Annotated in this window: 14 protein-coding genes and 3 pseudogenes; 13 read left to right on the top strand and 4 right to left on the bottom strand. The window is 68.7% G+C overall.

Annotation, left to right across the window (positions count from 1 at the left end; translation table 11 throughout):
* Nucleotides 1-42: 42 nt before the first annotated feature.
* On the top strand, nucleotides 43-324 hold the full coding sequence (locus tag ACT4MF_RS07120; RefSeq protein ID WP_099255865.1) for a MarR family transcriptional regulator: 282 nt from the start codon (nucleotides 43-45) through the stop codon (nucleotides 322-324).
* A gap of 20 nt (nucleotides 325-344) precedes the next feature.
* Here ACT4MF_RS07120 and ACT4MF_RS07125 read toward each other — a convergent pair whose 3' ends face one another.
* Nucleotides 345-632 (bottom strand): DUF7536 family protein, encoded by a 288-nt coding sequence (locus ACT4MF_RS07125; protein WP_444682216.1) that lies wholly within the window; start codon nucleotides 630-632, stop codon nucleotides 345-347.
* Between the two features lie 250 nt (nucleotides 633-882).
* On the opposite strand from ACT4MF_RS07125, the gene ACT4MF_RS07130 reads away from it, so the two are divergent.
* Nucleotides 883-1,857, top strand: a complete 975-nt coding sequence (locus tag ACT4MF_RS07130) for a C-terminal binding protein (protein ID WP_444682065.1) — start codon at nucleotides 883-885, stop codon at nucleotides 1,855-1,857.
* Nucleotides 1,858-1,881: 24 nt separating this feature from the next.
* Here the strand turns inward: ACT4MF_RS07130 and ACT4MF_RS07135 are convergent, their stop codons facing one another.
* Nucleotides 1,882-2,673: a DUF6663 family protein gene (locus tag ACT4MF_RS07135; protein WP_444682064.1), complete on the bottom strand. Its 792-nt coding sequence runs from the start codon at nucleotides 2,671-2,673 to the stop codon at nucleotides 1,882-1,884.
* Nucleotides 2,674-2,795: 122 nt separating this feature from the next.
* Here ACT4MF_RS07135 and ACT4MF_RS07140 point away from each other — a divergent pair, with 122 nt between their 5' ends.
* Nucleotides 2,796-3,419: a methyltransferase domain-containing protein gene (locus ACT4MF_RS07140; RefSeq protein ID WP_444682063.1), complete on the top strand. Its 624-nt coding sequence runs from the start codon at nucleotides 2,796-2,798 to the stop codon at nucleotides 3,417-3,419.
* Nucleotides 3,420-3,457: 38 nt separating this feature from the next.
* Here the strand turns inward: ACT4MF_RS07140 and ACT4MF_RS07145 are convergent, their stop codons facing one another.
* Together ACT4MF_RS07145 and ACT4MF_RS07150 are read right to left on the bottom strand one after the other, a co-directional pair.
* Nucleotides 3,458-4,000, bottom strand: coding sequence for a type IV pilin N-terminal domain-containing protein (locus tag ACT4MF_RS07145; RefSeq protein ID WP_444682062.1), 543 nt, complete (start codon nucleotides 3,998-4,000; stop codon nucleotides 3,458-3,460).
* A gap of 50 nt (nucleotides 4,001-4,050) precedes the next feature.
* A complete protein-coding gene (locus ACT4MF_RS07150) occupies nucleotides 4,051-5,388 on the bottom strand; it encodes a DUF7094 domain-containing protein (protein WP_444682061.1) in 1,338 nt (445 codons plus the stop codon).
* A 153-nt stretch (nucleotides 5,389-5,541) separates the two neighbouring features.
* Here ACT4MF_RS07150 and ACT4MF_RS07155 point away from each other — a divergent pair, with 153 nt between their 5' ends.
* The 10 genes and pseudogenes from ACT4MF_RS07155 to ACT4MF_RS07200 all read left to right on the top strand — a co-directional run bounded on the left by ACT4MF_RS07155 (nucleotide 5,542) and on the right by ACT4MF_RS07200 (nucleotide 13,532).
* Complete coding sequence (locus tag ACT4MF_RS07155; RefSeq protein WP_444682060.1) at nucleotides 5,542-6,843, top strand: helix-turn-helix transcriptional regulator; 1,302 nt, start codon at nucleotides 5,542-5,544, stop codon at nucleotides 6,841-6,843.
* A gap of 110 nt (nucleotides 6,844-6,953) precedes the next feature.
* The gene (locus ACT4MF_RS07160) at nucleotides 6,954-7,742 is read left to right on the top strand and encodes an electron transfer flavoprotein subunit beta/FixA family protein (RefSeq protein WP_444682059.1); all 789 of its coding nucleotides are present in this window, start codon (nucleotides 6,954-6,956) and stop codon (nucleotides 7,740-7,742) included.
* Complete coding sequence (locus ACT4MF_RS07165) at nucleotides 7,742-8,689, top strand: electron transfer flavoprotein subunit alpha/FixB family protein (RefSeq protein WP_099255871.1); 948 nt, start codon at nucleotides 7,742-7,744, stop codon at nucleotides 8,687-8,689. The genes ACT4MF_RS07160 and ACT4MF_RS07165 overlap by 1 nt, the downstream gene beginning before the upstream one ends.
* An 85-nt stretch (nucleotides 8,690-8,774) precedes the next feature.
* The gene (locus ACT4MF_RS07170; protein WP_444682058.1) at nucleotides 8,775-9,704 is read left to right on the top strand and encodes a DUF5995 family protein; all 930 of its coding nucleotides are present in this window, start codon (nucleotides 8,775-8,777) and stop codon (nucleotides 9,702-9,704) included.
* 52 nt (nucleotides 9,705-9,756) lie between these two features.
* Nucleotides 9,757-10,011: a hypothetical protein gene (locus ACT4MF_RS07175; RefSeq protein WP_180271811.1), complete on the top strand. Its 255-nt coding sequence runs from the start codon at nucleotides 9,757-9,759 to the stop codon at nucleotides 10,009-10,011.
* Between the two features lie 93 nt (nucleotides 10,012-10,104).
* Nucleotides 10,105-10,476: pseudogene (locus ACT4MF_RS07180) on the top strand (AAA family ATPase); the annotation flags it as partial.
* Between the two features lie 69 nt (nucleotides 10,477-10,545).
* Nucleotides 10,546-11,769 (top strand): annotated as a pseudogene (locus ACT4MF_RS07185) (replication factor C small subunit); the annotation flags it as partial.
* A 12-nt stretch (nucleotides 11,770-11,781) separates the two neighbouring features.
* Nucleotides 11,782-12,393: pseudogene (locus ACT4MF_RS07190) on the top strand (replication factor C small subunit); the annotation flags it as partial.
* An 85-nt stretch (nucleotides 12,394-12,478) separates the two neighbouring features.
* On the top strand, nucleotides 12,479-12,997 hold the full coding sequence (locus ACT4MF_RS07195; RefSeq protein ID WP_099255874.1) for a metallophosphoesterase: 519 nt from the start codon (nucleotides 12,479-12,481) through the stop codon (nucleotides 12,995-12,997).
* Between the two features lie 406 nt (nucleotides 12,998-13,403).
* Nucleotides 13,404-13,532: a DUF7859 family protein gene (locus ACT4MF_RS07200; RefSeq protein WP_275539527.1), complete on the top strand. Its 129-nt coding sequence runs from the start codon at nucleotides 13,404-13,406 to the stop codon at nucleotides 13,530-13,532.

Raw genomic sequence — 13,532 nt, forward strand, 5'->3', positions numbered from 1 at the left:
CGCATCAACATTTATGACGATGTGCGGTTTCCGTTCGTAACGATGGAAGGAACCCAAACGGAGGGACTCGACGACCTCCCGCCGAGCGCCAAGCTCGTCTTCAAGGTGCTCGAGTACAACGGGCCGTTGACCCAGAAGGGGATCGTCCAAGAGTCGATGCTGTCGGCTCGAACCGTCCGCTACGCGCTCGAGCGGCTGGAAGGGATCGACGTCGTTGACGAGGACGTGTACTTCGCGGACGCCCGGCAGAACCTCTACAAGCTCACCGAGCCCGCGCAGGAGTTCACCGGCGACGAGAGCGACGCGTCCTGTACCGCCGACTGATCGACGCGGTCTCCAATCTTCTACTCGCCGCCCTCTTCGGACTCGCCAGGCATGTCTCGCGCCCCGCGAACGGCTTCGGCGACGGTGAGTGCGATGGCGACGAGCAATGCGAACGTCGCCGCCAGCACGAACGCCAACAGCAGGAACCACGCGTCCGGCCCGAACAGCGGATACTCTCGGGTGTCGATCACCGGCCCGAGCAGTTCCAGCGTTCGAACCGCGTACAGCAGGACCGCGAGGGCCGCACCGGCGACGAGTCCGACGCGGACGTTCCGGTAGAACGCCAGCGACTCCAACAGCACGAGCATCGGCGGCTTGGTCGACGGGTCGGTCGGACTGTCGTCGCTCACGGACGCCCTTGCGAGCGCGCGCGCAAAGAGCCATCGGAACGATCGGGACCTCGATCGGCATGGTCTGGACCTCGCAAGGGAGAATCGACTCGCAGGGGAACCGAGGCGAAGCGACCCCGACTCGGGAGACGATCACGATCGAAAATCGGTGTTTCAGGAGCTGAAAACGCGAGAAAGGCGTCAAGTAGGGCGGGACAAATGTTGGCGTATGGCCAGAGTTGTGCTGTCGGCGTTCCCGATGATCGACCCGGAGACGTACCGCGAGACCCTCGACGACGCGGTGGACGAGCCCGTCGAGATCGAGGTCGCCGAACTGGGGTCGACCGAGCGCCTGATCGAGGCGGCAGCGGGCGCCGACGCGGTGGTGACCGACATCAACACGCCGGTCACCGCCGAGGCGCTCGACGCGCTGGACCTCCGGGTAGTCGTCCGGTCGGCGGTGGGCGTGGACAACGTGGACGTGGGCGCTGCCGCCGACAACGGCGTCACCGTCACTCGCGCCCCCGACTACTGTACCGACGAGGTGGCGACCCACTCCGTCTCGCTGCTCCTCGCCGGTCTCCGGTCGCTGAAGCGGTACGACGATCACGTCGCCGCCGGCGGATGGGGTTGGGAGCCCGGGCGGCCGATCCACCGCGTGAGCGCGTCGACTATCGGGTTCGTCTCGTTCGGTCCGATCGCACAGCGCGCGGCCGAACAGCTCGCCGGGTTCGGCGCCGACCTCGTCGCCTACGACCCGTTCGTGGAGGCCGAAGACATGGCGGAGTACGGCGTCGAGAAGGCGGCGTTCGACGAGCTGTTCGACCGCGCCGACCACGTCGGCGTCTACGCGCCCCTGACGGACGCGACGCGGGGGATGGTCGACGCCGACGCGCTCGGTCGGCTCGACGAGAGCGCGGTCGTCGTCAACGTGAGCCGCGGACCGGTCGTCGACGACGCGGCGCTGCTCGACGCGCTGGAGTCGGGATCGATCAAGGGCGCCGCCCTCGACGTGCTCGACGACGAACCGCCCGAGGACGACCCGCTCGTCGGGCGTGACGACACGGTCGTCACGCCACACGCGGCGTGGTACAGCGAAGAGGCGCGCGACGACCTCAACCGAAGCGGCGCCGCCGACGTGGCGGCCGTCCTCAACGGCGATCCCCCGGCGGGGCGGGTCGATCCGGACGCCGACTGGCTGTAGCGGGGAACGCGCTACCGCGGATCGTTACAGTCGGTCGAGGGCGTCGAAGCCGTCTTCGTCGCCGTCGCTGAGGTCGTCTTCGTCACCGCCGTCCGATCCCGCCTTGGCCGCGTCGAGCGCGCCGTCGTCGAGCCCCGCAGCGAGGCCGGGGCCGAGATCGTAGGTGTCGCGCACCGTCTGGGCCAGCACGCCCTCGCGGTCGAAGACGACGTAGACGGCGACGAAATCGTGGGCGGCGGGACGGAGAACGAACACCTCGCGGGGGTCGTCGTCCTCTCGCGACTCGTTGACGCGCGCGACGAGGGGCTCGACCGGGATCCGTCCCGCCCGGAGATCGGCGAACGCGTCGCTTCCCGGCGCGTCCGCGAACAGGTACAACGCGCCGTTCGGGTCGCCGTCGTTCGACCGGGTGGTGATCGAGCCGACCGCCTCCCCCGCGGAGCGGATCTGGTCCCACGCGTCGACGGCGGCTTCGAACATCCCCTCCACGCCGTCCGCGTAGCGAAAGCGACTCTCCCGGACGGTTTCGACATCCGCGAAGCGGGCCGAACCGTCGGTCCACGCGAGCGTCGCGTCGACGACGACCCCCGGATCCAGCGACGCCACCCGGTCGGCGAGGTCCCCCTCGTACCCCTCGGCGGCGGCGTACAGCGGGTCGAACCGATCCTCGGCGTCGGGGTCGGTCGGGTCGATCGGCTCCTCCGGATGCTCGACGAGAACGAACTCCTCCGGTGGATCAGACGGTCCGGTCCCGTCGATGTCGGGACGGGGGCGGCGGTCGTGGACGCGGAAGCGGCCGCTCGTCGTCGGTTCCATACCCGACGGTCGGGCGGCGAGCGGAAAAGCGGGTCGGAACGGGAGCGCGCGTCGGGGACGCGGCGGCGACGGCCGCAGGGGATCCGTGTCGTTATGGGGCGGGCGACCCAAGCAACCGGTAAATGGGGATCCTCGAGGACAAGTCGAACGCCCGGGTGTTCTACAAGTACCTCTCGAAGGTGTACGACAAGATCAACTGGTTCAACTGGAACGAGGAGATGCGCGCGGAGGCGCTCTCGTGGCTGGAGTTCGGCGACGATCCGAAGGTGCTCGACGTGGGGTGTGGCACCGGGTTCGGCACCGAGGGGCTCCTCGAACACGCCGACGACGTGCACGGGCTCGACCAGAGCGTCCACCAGATGGAGAAGGCGTTCGAGAAGTTCGGAAGACACGACCGCGTGAGCTTCTACCGCGGCGACGCCGAGCGGCTCCCGTTCCGCGACGACACGTTCGACGTGGTGTGGTCCTCCGGCTCGATCGAGTACTGGCCGAATCCGATCGAGGGGTTACGAGAGCTCCGCCGCGTCGCGAAGCCGGGCGGGCAGGTGCTCGTGGTCGGCCCCGACTATCCGCACAACCGCGTCCTCCAGCGGGTCGCCGACGCGATCATGCTCTTCTACGACGAGGAGGAGGCCGACCGGATGTTCGAGGCCGCCGGCTACGAGACGTACGAACACCACATCCAGCAGTCGACGCCGCGGAGCCCGCGTGCGATCACGACGGTCGCACGGGTCCCCGAACGGTAGCGGGTGACGCTCGAACCCCCGTTCCCCACCCTCGCTCCTTATCCCGAGTCGACGACCGCCTCCAGCGTCGCAACGGGTCGTCCGTCGACCGAGATATCGACGGCCACGGTCCGACCGGGTTCGAGGGTCGGATCGTTCGTCTCCGCGACTCGGAACGACGCCGTCCCGCCGACGCGCCAAGCGCCGTCTGTCGCGGCGTTGAACGCGCCGGTCGGTCCCGGGTGGAACCCGGCCGCCGAGAAGAACGGGACCGGCGGCTGCCGGGCGAGCGGTTCGCCGTCGACCCGCACACGGACCGTCAGTTCAGTCGCGTTGAGCGCGTCGCCGCCTCGGTGCGTGACCGTAATCCGGTCGTCGGTCGCCGACAGCGACAGGGCGGTCGTCGGCGCCGGTTCGGTCGGAGCGCCGATCGTCGCGGTCACGACCCCGCCCGCGAGCACGACCGTGATAGCGAGCAGCAGGACGCCGGCGACGGGCACGAGCGCACGGGAAGAAACGACGGTCGACCCCGTAGCAACGGCCGCCGGTCTCGTCTCGGTCGGTGGGCTCCCCCCGGCCGATTGGTCGGTGTCGGTTGGCACGGGGGGAGTGCCGCGGGATCCGTGAAAAGCGTCGGGGGCAGCCGCGATCCCTACGCGTCGTCTCCCGCAACCGGACGCGGCGTCGCGATGGGTTCGAGGTCGTCGACGAACACCGCGCGGGGCTCGTCGACGACGGTGACCCGATAGGACTCCGGGGGCGAGAGCGTCCGAACCACACCGTCCGCGTTGGTGGTTCCGATCGTCTGACTGTCGCCGCCGCCGACGCTTTTGGTGACCGTAACGTCGGAGACGGGCTCGCCGGTCTCCTCGTCACGGACCGTGACTGTCACCGGACCGCCGGCGTAGCTGCGGTCGACGGTGACGTTGAAGCCGTCCCCGGTCTCGGAGACGAGTTCGGTGTCGGGGAACGCGTCGAGCGCGAGGCGTTGGTGCTCCACGAACACCTGACTCGTGCCCCCGCTGACGAAGGTGCGCAGGACACCGAAATCGTGGGGAATGGTGATCCGCTGGACCGAACCGGCGCCGAAGGCGTCGGGTTCGCGGAGCGACGCCGTCTCGGGGTAGGCGGCCGACGTGACTTCGATCGCCTCGTCGTTCCCGATCGCTCCGCCACCGCGGTCCCAGCGGTCGAGCCGGAAGACCTCACGGACGTACTCGCCGTCGATGATCGCCGCCAGCACGACCGACTGGTTGCTCGACTCAATGTACAACTCAGTGGCCGCCACCTCGCCGCGCGCGGCCGAGAGCGCGTAGTCGCGGACGGGGCCCTCGTACACCTGCAGCGCGACTTGGAGCTCGTCGAGCCGAGTCGGAGAGCTGAACCCGTCGGTCTCCTCGGCTAGCGCGTCGAGCGCTTCCAGTCGCGCGTCGTACTCGCGGGCGGTCGCGGCGATCCGGACGAGCTCGTCGAGGAGCTCCCGGTCGGAGAGTTCGCCGGCGGCGTGTGCGCTGAACGCCTCGGCCTGTCGGCTGTTGAGCGTCACCTCGTCGCGCTCGACGCGGTTGATCGCGGCGAGGATACGGCGCTGCCGCTCCGGCGTCGTCTCGGCGGCCTCGACCCGCTGAACGACCGCCGCGGTTTCCATGGCCGCGTCGGTCTCGTCGACGGCGAACCCGACCGACGAGCCGAGGTTGGCACCGCGGCTCCCGGATCCGAAGCGCGTCTCGCTGTCGCTCGGCGTGGACAGCGTCCGGAAGGTGAGGTTCTCCGAGGCCACCTGCGGACGGCCGCGGTCGCCGTCGCCGCCGGCGAGCACGCCGGTCGCCGCGGATCCGACGCGCGTGACGGTTGCATCGGTGCCCTCGACGACCGAATCGGGGGCGGTCGCGGGGTCGGCGACCGACCCCGCGACGGCCGCCGGGGACGCCGCGCCGACGATCGACGCGAACAGAAGCAGCAGCGCGAGGGAGACCGGGAGGGCTCTCATACAGCGTTGGTTCGCGTCAGGATATAAAAAATCCACCTCAACGAACCGACGGGCCGGCCGGGATTCGGAGCCGGTTCGGTGGCCGCGAGCCCGTCGGCGAGCAAAACGAACGATGGAAAGCGTTTTGCCCGGCGCCTGAGTGCCCTGATCCGTATGCGGAACGCCCCGTCTCGCGCCCTCCTCGTCGGGCTAGTGGCCGTCGCACTCGTTGCGAGCGGCGTCGCGCCCGTCGCGGGAGCCGCCCCCTCGCCCGCACCCTCCCTCGACGCGGGCGCGTCGGCCGGCGACGCGTCTGCCGTCGACCCGCTGGCCGTCGACCCGTCGGCCGCCGAACAGATCGAAGAGCCGTTCGACCCGGCCACGTCGACGCGGATTCTGATCGAGCCGACGCCGGACCGGGACGCCCGGTGGACCGTGTCCGTCAGGTACGCCCTCACCGATGGGGCCGACCGCGCGGCGTTCGACGCGGTCGGAGACAGGTTCGTCGAGGGCGAGATCGGGCCCAAAGCGGCGCTGTTCGAGGGGTTCGCTCGTGAGGCCAGTCGGAACGTCGACCGAACGATGCGGATCGAAGACGCCGCGCGCGAGGTCGTCGTCCACGACGACCCCTCGTCGTTCGGCGTGGCGAGCGGCGAGACGGCGGCGGTCGGCGAGCTCCGCCTGACGTTCGTCTGGACCCAGTTCCTCGACGAAGACGGCGAGAACCTGGTGCTGGGCGACGCGTTGACGACACCCAACGGCGGGACGTGGCTGCTCTCGCTGGAGGAGGGGCAGACGCTCGAAGTGGCGACGCCGGAGGGGTACACCATCACCGGGACCTCGGACGCCACGGACCGGCTGCGGGACAACGCCGTGATCATCGAGGGGCCGCGCGTCTTCGGCGAGGAGGAGCGGGTCGCGGTCGTGTACGCGCCGGCCGCCTCGCCTCCGTGGACGATGATCACCGCCGCGATCGTCGTCGCCGCCGTGCTCATCGCCGGGAGCATCGTCGGATACCGACGCATCGACGGCGGTCCGGCCCCCGCGTCGGGCGGGAGCACGAACGGGGCGACCGTCGACAGCGACGGCGGAGAACGCGCCGGCCCCGAAGGGCGCGACGACGCAGAGGGCGCCGCGGGCGATCCCGACCCGACGGTCGACGGACCGGAAGCGGGCGACGACGCGACACCCGAGGGGGACGACGAGGACCTCTCGCTGCTGTCCGACGAGGAGCGCGTCGAGCGCCTCCTCGAGGAGAACGGCGGGCGGATGCGACAGGCCGACATCGTCGCCGAGACCGGGTGGTCGGACGCGAAGGTGTCACAGCTGCTCTCCGCGATGGCCGATGCGGGGCGCGTGGAGAAGCTTCGGCTGGGGCGCGAGAACCTGATCTCGGTTCCAGACAGCGATGGAGCCGGCGGCGACGACGGTCGCTCCGACAGCGAGCCCGGCGGCAACGGCGAATCCGAGAACTGAGGCCGATTCCGGGGACGGGAGCGGAGCGATCGGGAGTGGATCGCGAAAACTGTGCCCCCACGGTGCGGCGTTCCGAAAGCTCTTACAGGTCGAACGACGGAATGTTGATCATGAAAGTTCTGGTGACAGTCAAGGAAGTCGCGGAGCCGGACGACGACTTCGCGATCGAGGGCACCGACATCGCAGCGTCCGACCTTGAGTACGACCTCAACGAGTGGGACGACTACGCGGTCGAGGCGGCGGTGCAGCTGGCTGAAGCGGGAATTGCCGACGAGGTCGTCGCCGTCACCATCGGGCCGGAGCGCGCGGAGGAGACGATCCGGATGGCGCTCGCGAAGGGTGCCGACCGCGCCGTGCGGGTCTGGGACGACGCCTTCGAGGCGGGCTTCGCCGACGTGCCCGCGAAGGTCGCGACGTTCGAGGCGGTCGTCGAAGCGGAAGAGCCCGACCTCGTTCTCGGCGGCGTACAGGCCGCTGACACCGGGTTCGGCGCGACGGGCGTCGCGCTCGCCGAGCGGATCGGCTTCGAGCACGCCGCCGTCGTCAACGACCTCGAGGTCGACGCCGACGCGAGCGTCGCGCACGTTCACCGCGAGCTGGAGGGCGGCGTCGAGGAGCTGACCGAGGTTGACCTCCCCGCCGTGCTGACGGTTCAGACGGGGCTCAACGAGCCGCGCTACGCGAGCCTCCGCGGCATCCGGCAGGCCCAGCGCAAGGAGATCGACGCGACGGATCTGGCCGACCTCGGGCTGTCGGCCGACGACGTCGAGAGCTCGCTGACGATCACCTCGATGTACGAGCCGGAGAGCGAGTCGGACGCCGAGATCATCGAGGGCGACGCCGGCGAGAGCGCGTCGCGCCTTGCTGAGGTCCTCCGCGAGAAGGGGGTGAGCGCGTGATGTCCGACGTGCTCGTCGTCTCGGAACACCGTCGCGGGGAGCTTCGCGACGTCTCCTACGAGGCAATCGAGGCCGGCCGTGAACTCGCCGACGCGCAGGGCGGCGACCTCCACGTCGCGGCGGTCGGCGGCGATGTCGACCGGTTCGCCGAGGACCTGAACCGCGAGGGCGTGGACGCGGTCCACGCGGTCGCGAACGGCGAGGAGTTCGACCACAACGTCTACCAGTCGGCGGTCGGTGCGCTCCTCGAGAAGACCGACGCGGAGACGGTCGTGGTCCCCAACTCGGTCAACGGGCTGGACTACGCGCCCGCCGTCGCCGAGGCGTACGACCTCCAGCTGGTGACCGACGCGATCGGCTTCGAGTACGACGACGGGCTGACCGTCACCCGCGAGATGTACGGCTCGAAGGTGGAGACGACCGTCGACGTCGACGGCGACCGCTTCCTCCTCACCGTCCGCGGCGGCGAGTGGGCGCCCGCGGAGGGCGTCGGCGACGCGTCGGTGGAGTCCGTCGACGTCGACCACCCTGACTCCGGCGCGCGCGTCACGGGCTTCGAGGAGGTCGGCGGCGGCGACGTCGACATCGCCGACGCGGACGTGCTCGTCTCGGTCGGGCGCGGCATCGAGGAGGAGGAGAACTTGGAGCTCGTCGAGGAGCTCGCCGACGCGCTCGGCGCGACGCTCTCCGCATCGCGGCCGATCGTCGACAACGGGTGGCTCCCGAAGAACCGGCAGGTCGGGCAGAGCGGGAAGGTCGTCACCCCGGACGTGTACATCGCGGTCGGGATCTCCGGCGCGGTCCAGCACGTCGCCGGGATGAAGGGGTCGGACACGATCGTCGCGATCAACACGGACCCGAACGCGCCCATCTTCGACATCGCCGACTACGGCATCGTCGGCGACCTGTTCGACGTGGTTCCCGAGCTCGTCGACGAGTTCGCGTAGTCGACGCCGGCCTCGGTCCGGCAGCAACGTTCTTTTGGTTCGGCTGAGTACCGGCCGATGTCGACGGCGTCCGCCGTCGCTCACGATGACCCCGATCCGCACCGCCGTCCCGACCGTCGAGGAGGCGAGAGCGCTGCTGACCGGGCTCCGGCGGACGGCCGATGTCGACGTCGACGTCGACGCGATCGCCGCGGAGCTGGCGGACGACGAGCCGGACGCGGCGCTGCTCGATCTCGTCGCGACGCCCTTCGCGTCCGTCGCGGACGTGGACGAGCGGCTGGCCCGAGCCGAGTCGTACCTCCGTGAGCGCGGCGACCGGCGCGCGGTGTTTCTCACGGTGTACAGTCGGATGACGGCGACCGTCAGAACGGCGATCGACGACGGCGCGTTCATCGACGCGGAGTGGGCCGCGTCGTATCTCGTCGCCTTCGCGGAGCGCTACCGCCGGGCGCTGGTCGCGTTCGAGCAGCGGGACTTCGAGTCGCTCCCGCGTCCGTGGCTGATCGCCTTCGCCGCCGGCGCTCGCGGCGAAACGCTCGTCGCGCAGGACGCCCTGCTCGGCATCAACGCGCACATCACCTACGACCTCACGTACACGCTCGGCGACATCGGCATCGACCCCGACCGCGACGCCAAGCGCGCCGACCACGACCGGATAAACGCGATCCTCGCGCGGCTCGTCCAGACCGCACAGGACGCGCTGGTCGAGACGTACGCCGCGGTCGGGATTGCCGGCATCGACCGGCTGCTCGACCCCCTCGACGACCGGTTGGCCCTCCTCGGGCTGAAAGGGACTCGGGAGTTCGCCTGGCGGAACGCCGTGTTGCGCGCCGACCTCCCGGCGTGGGCCGGCGAGCGGTACGTCGACTGGCGCACCGAAACGCTCTCCACCGGCGCCGCGGCGGTCGTACTCGCACCGGACGGCGACGGCGACACGGCCGCGCGGCTGCGCGACGCGGAGGCCGAGGTCGACGCGGCGAGCGCGTTCTGTGAAACGGTCCGGCGGCGGCTGTGAGCGGATGGGTGCGGGAGAAACACCTATCAGGGTCGTCGCAGATGTGACGGTTATGCCACATATCCGGGGGACGATCCACGGCGTCGCCGCGATGGTGATGCTCGTGGTCGGCTCCATGCTGACGAACACGATCCGCGCGGAGTACGAACTGTTCGCGCAGCTCGCCGCGACGACGACGCATCTGCTCGTCGACGTGGCGAACCTGCCGATCTCGAGGGAGATCGCCGAGGTGGTCGTGCCCGTCGGGGTGCTGATGGGGATCTGGGTGTTCGCCTACGAGCTCCAGCGGCTCTCGCGGAGCGGCTGACGGCCGAGCGCCGCGGCGCGAACCGGCTGGCGCCGCGCTCCGTCGCGACCCGTTCTCGGGGCGTTTATCACCCCGCCGACCCTCCGATCCGGCATGAGCGAGGCCGACGAGCAGACGGCTGCGACCGCGACCGGCCGGGAGATCTGGATCGAGAAGTACCGGCCGCAGTCGCTCGACGACATCCACGGCCAAGAGGAGATCGTCGAACGGCTCCAGAGCTACATCGAACAGGACGACATCCCGCACCTTCTTTTCAGCGGTCCTGCCGGAGTCGGAAAGACGACCGCAGCCACCGCCATCGCCCGACAGGTGTACGGCGAGGACAACTGGCGCGGCAATTTCCTCGAGCTGAACGCCTCCGATCAGCGGGGGATCGACGTGGTGCGCGACCGGATCAAGGGGTTCGCGCGGTCGTCGTTCGGCGGCGACTTCCGGATCGTGTTCCTCGATGAGGCAGACTCGTTGTGCGTACCGCCGGGAACCGAAGTTGTGACGGGATATCCGTCGAAGCCCGAAATAAAACCGATCGAGGAGGTGAGTACCGAGGGCGAACCGATCCCGTCTGTCGATTTCGAGACCAACGAGATACAGTCCGACAAAGGGAAACTCGTCGACTCCGGTACCGCGGATTTCCTCCAAGTGGAACTGGAGGACGGCCGAACCACGATTGCGAGTCCGACTCACCCGTTCTTCGTGGTCGGCGAAGATGGGAGACTCGTAGAGAAGGAGCTCAGAGAACTATCATCGGGGGACGAAATCGCGGACTTCAAAGACGAGATCGGGGTGTCCCAGTGCGAGATCTGTGAGTCGTGGACGGCGGGGCGGTTCTGTTCCGTCGAGTGCAAAAATGAGGGCCACAGCCGGAAAATGCGCGGAGACGGTAACCCGATGCACGGGACCGAGTGGTCCGACGAGCGGCGAGAGAAGATCGTCGAAAAGCTCTCTGACGGTCGCTTTGCGGGGAGTAACAATCCGAATTACGGCGGGGATTTCCATGGCGTCAACGTGTGGGAAATGGACGAGGAGACAGTGGAACGAGTCCGCGAGACGATCAGCGAGATGCGGTCGGGAACGTCGTGGGAAGAGTGGGTTGTCGACGCAGATCCCGACGAGGTGAAAGCAGACATCGGCGCGGCCACGGTCGAGTGGTGGGAAAGCTTGGACGACGACGAGAGACAAGCGGTAATCGAAAAGAGCGTCGAAAACTGTGACTATCCGGTTTGTGACATCAGCGGCGACAATAACCCGATGCGTGATCCGGAAGTCGCACAGAAGGTGTCCGAAGCGCTGAAAGGTCACGAGCCGACCGGCGGCAACATCAGGCACAGCGACGAACTCGGACATCTGGTTCGATCCGACTGGGAGTACGATGTCGCGAAGGCGCTGCAGGAAGAAGGCATCGAGTACGAGTACGAACCGGCATTCGAGCTGTCTGACTCCGTATACCACCCCGATTTCCTGCTCGGAGACACGGTAATCGAGGTCAAAGGAGTCGCCGAGCTTTGGGGGCAGACGGAGAAAGTCGAGGAGTTCCTCGAGACGTACGGCGACGAGTACACCTACGTCGTGGTCGGCGACGGCGCCATGCCTCACCACGAGCACTACGAGAAAGAGGAGTTCGAACCGGCGGTCGTCACGGACGGCGGACTACAGGGCGTCCAGACGGTCGCGATCGACAGCATCGAATACAGCCATCGCGGCAAGGCGTACAACATTAGCATGGAGGACACTCCCAACTTCATGCTCGCAAACGGGGTGTTGACGCACAACACCGATGACGCTCAGTCAGCGCTTCGCCGGACGATGGAGCAGTTCTCCGACAACACGCGCTTTATCCTCTCGTGTAACTACTCGTCGAAGATCATCGACCCGATCCAGTCGCGCTGTGCCGTCTTCCGCTTCTCGCCGCTCTCCGACGAGGCCGTCGCCGCGCAGACCCGCGAGATCGCGGCGGCGGAGGGGATCGAGGTGACGGACGCGGGGGTCGACGCGCTGGTGTACGCGGCCGACGGCGATATGCGCCGCGCGATCAACTCGCTGCAGGCGGCGGCGACGACCGGCGACGTCGTCGACGAGGAGGCGGTGTACGCGATCACGGCGACCGCGCGGCCCGAGGAGATCGAGTCGATGGTGACGAACGCGTTGGAGGGGGACTTCTCGCGGGCGCGGGCGACCCTCGACACGCTCCTCACGGAGACGGGGATGGCCGGCGGCGACGTGATCGACCAGCTCCACCGCTCCGTCTGGGAGTTCGACCTGACCGAGCGCGAGGCGGTCGCGCTGATGGAGCGGATCGGCGAGGCCGACTACCGGATCGCCGAGGGGGCGAACGAACAGGTGCAGTTGGAGTCGCTGCTCGCCTCGCTGTCGCTGGAGGAATAGGTCGTCTCCCGCTCGGCGGCTCGTTCGGATCGCGGGCGGCGCCGCCGGACGTGTTTTTTAAGCCGGACGCGCGCCGACGGAGCGTATGCTCGTCGTCGTCTCGGACACCCATTCACGCGAGGAGTCGAAGCTGCAGGGGCGGACCGCGGAGGCGGTCCGCGAGGCCGACCTCGTCATTCACGTCGGCGACTTCTACCGCGAGCCGGTGCTCGACGCGTTCGAGTCGGCCGCCCGAACGCTCCGGGGCGTGTACGGAAACAACGACGACGCCGCGATCCGCGACCGGCTCCCCGAAGTGCTGACCGTGGAGTACGAGGGCGTCCGGTTCACCGTCACGCACCGGCACCGCAGCGGCGACACCGGGCTCGTGATGCTCGCCCGGGAGCGCGACGCCGACGCCGTGATCTGCGGCCACAGCCACCGGCCCCGGTTCGACGACTCGGGCGCGCTCCCGATACTGAATCCCGGGAGCCACGCACAGCCGCGCGGGAACCGTCCGGCGCACGCGGAGCTCGAACCGGCCTCCGAGGGGGCAAGCGCGCTAACCGGGAGCCTCGTCACGCCGGGCGGTGAGGTCTTCGAGGAGTTCCGGATCGATCCCTGAGTCGGGCGTGGGTGGGCGACAGCGGCTGGGAGCGGTCGCTGGCCGGATGAAAACGCCCGCCGAACGGGGTGGCAGGGGGACTGAAGGGCATCGGCGGACGGACACGACACCCCGCCCGGTCGGTCACGCCGGGACGCAGGGGGGGAGGGAGCATGGAGTGACCCGAACAGGCAAGCGTTATCGGTCGTCGCGGCTCGCCAGGGGGTGACCGAATGTGGGGAGAGGGCCGAAGCGGGGGTCGCATCGATAACTTGTGTCGGTGAGATCATATAGGTGACTGAGACACAAAGGCGCGTTTTAGTCACCGACTGACGGTGAGCGCATTACCCCGGCGAGAGAGCCGATCGGAATCGGCGGGCGACCGGGGTGCCGAAACGCATAACACCGTGCCGACGGATCCGACTGTATGCTCCCGGTCGAACCGTTGTTCGTCGTAATTCTCGTTGTCCTACTCGGCTTCTTCTTCTTCGCCTTTCTGCTGGTCCGGCGCACCCTGACGGGGCTCCGCGAAGGGTTCGAAGACGGGCAGCAGTAA

The sequence above is a fragment of the Halorubrum sp. FL23 genome, from assembly GCF_052439115.2.
Taxonomy (GTDB): Archaea; Halobacteriota; Halobacteria; order Halobacteriales; family Haloferacaceae; genus Halorubrum; species Halorubrum persicum.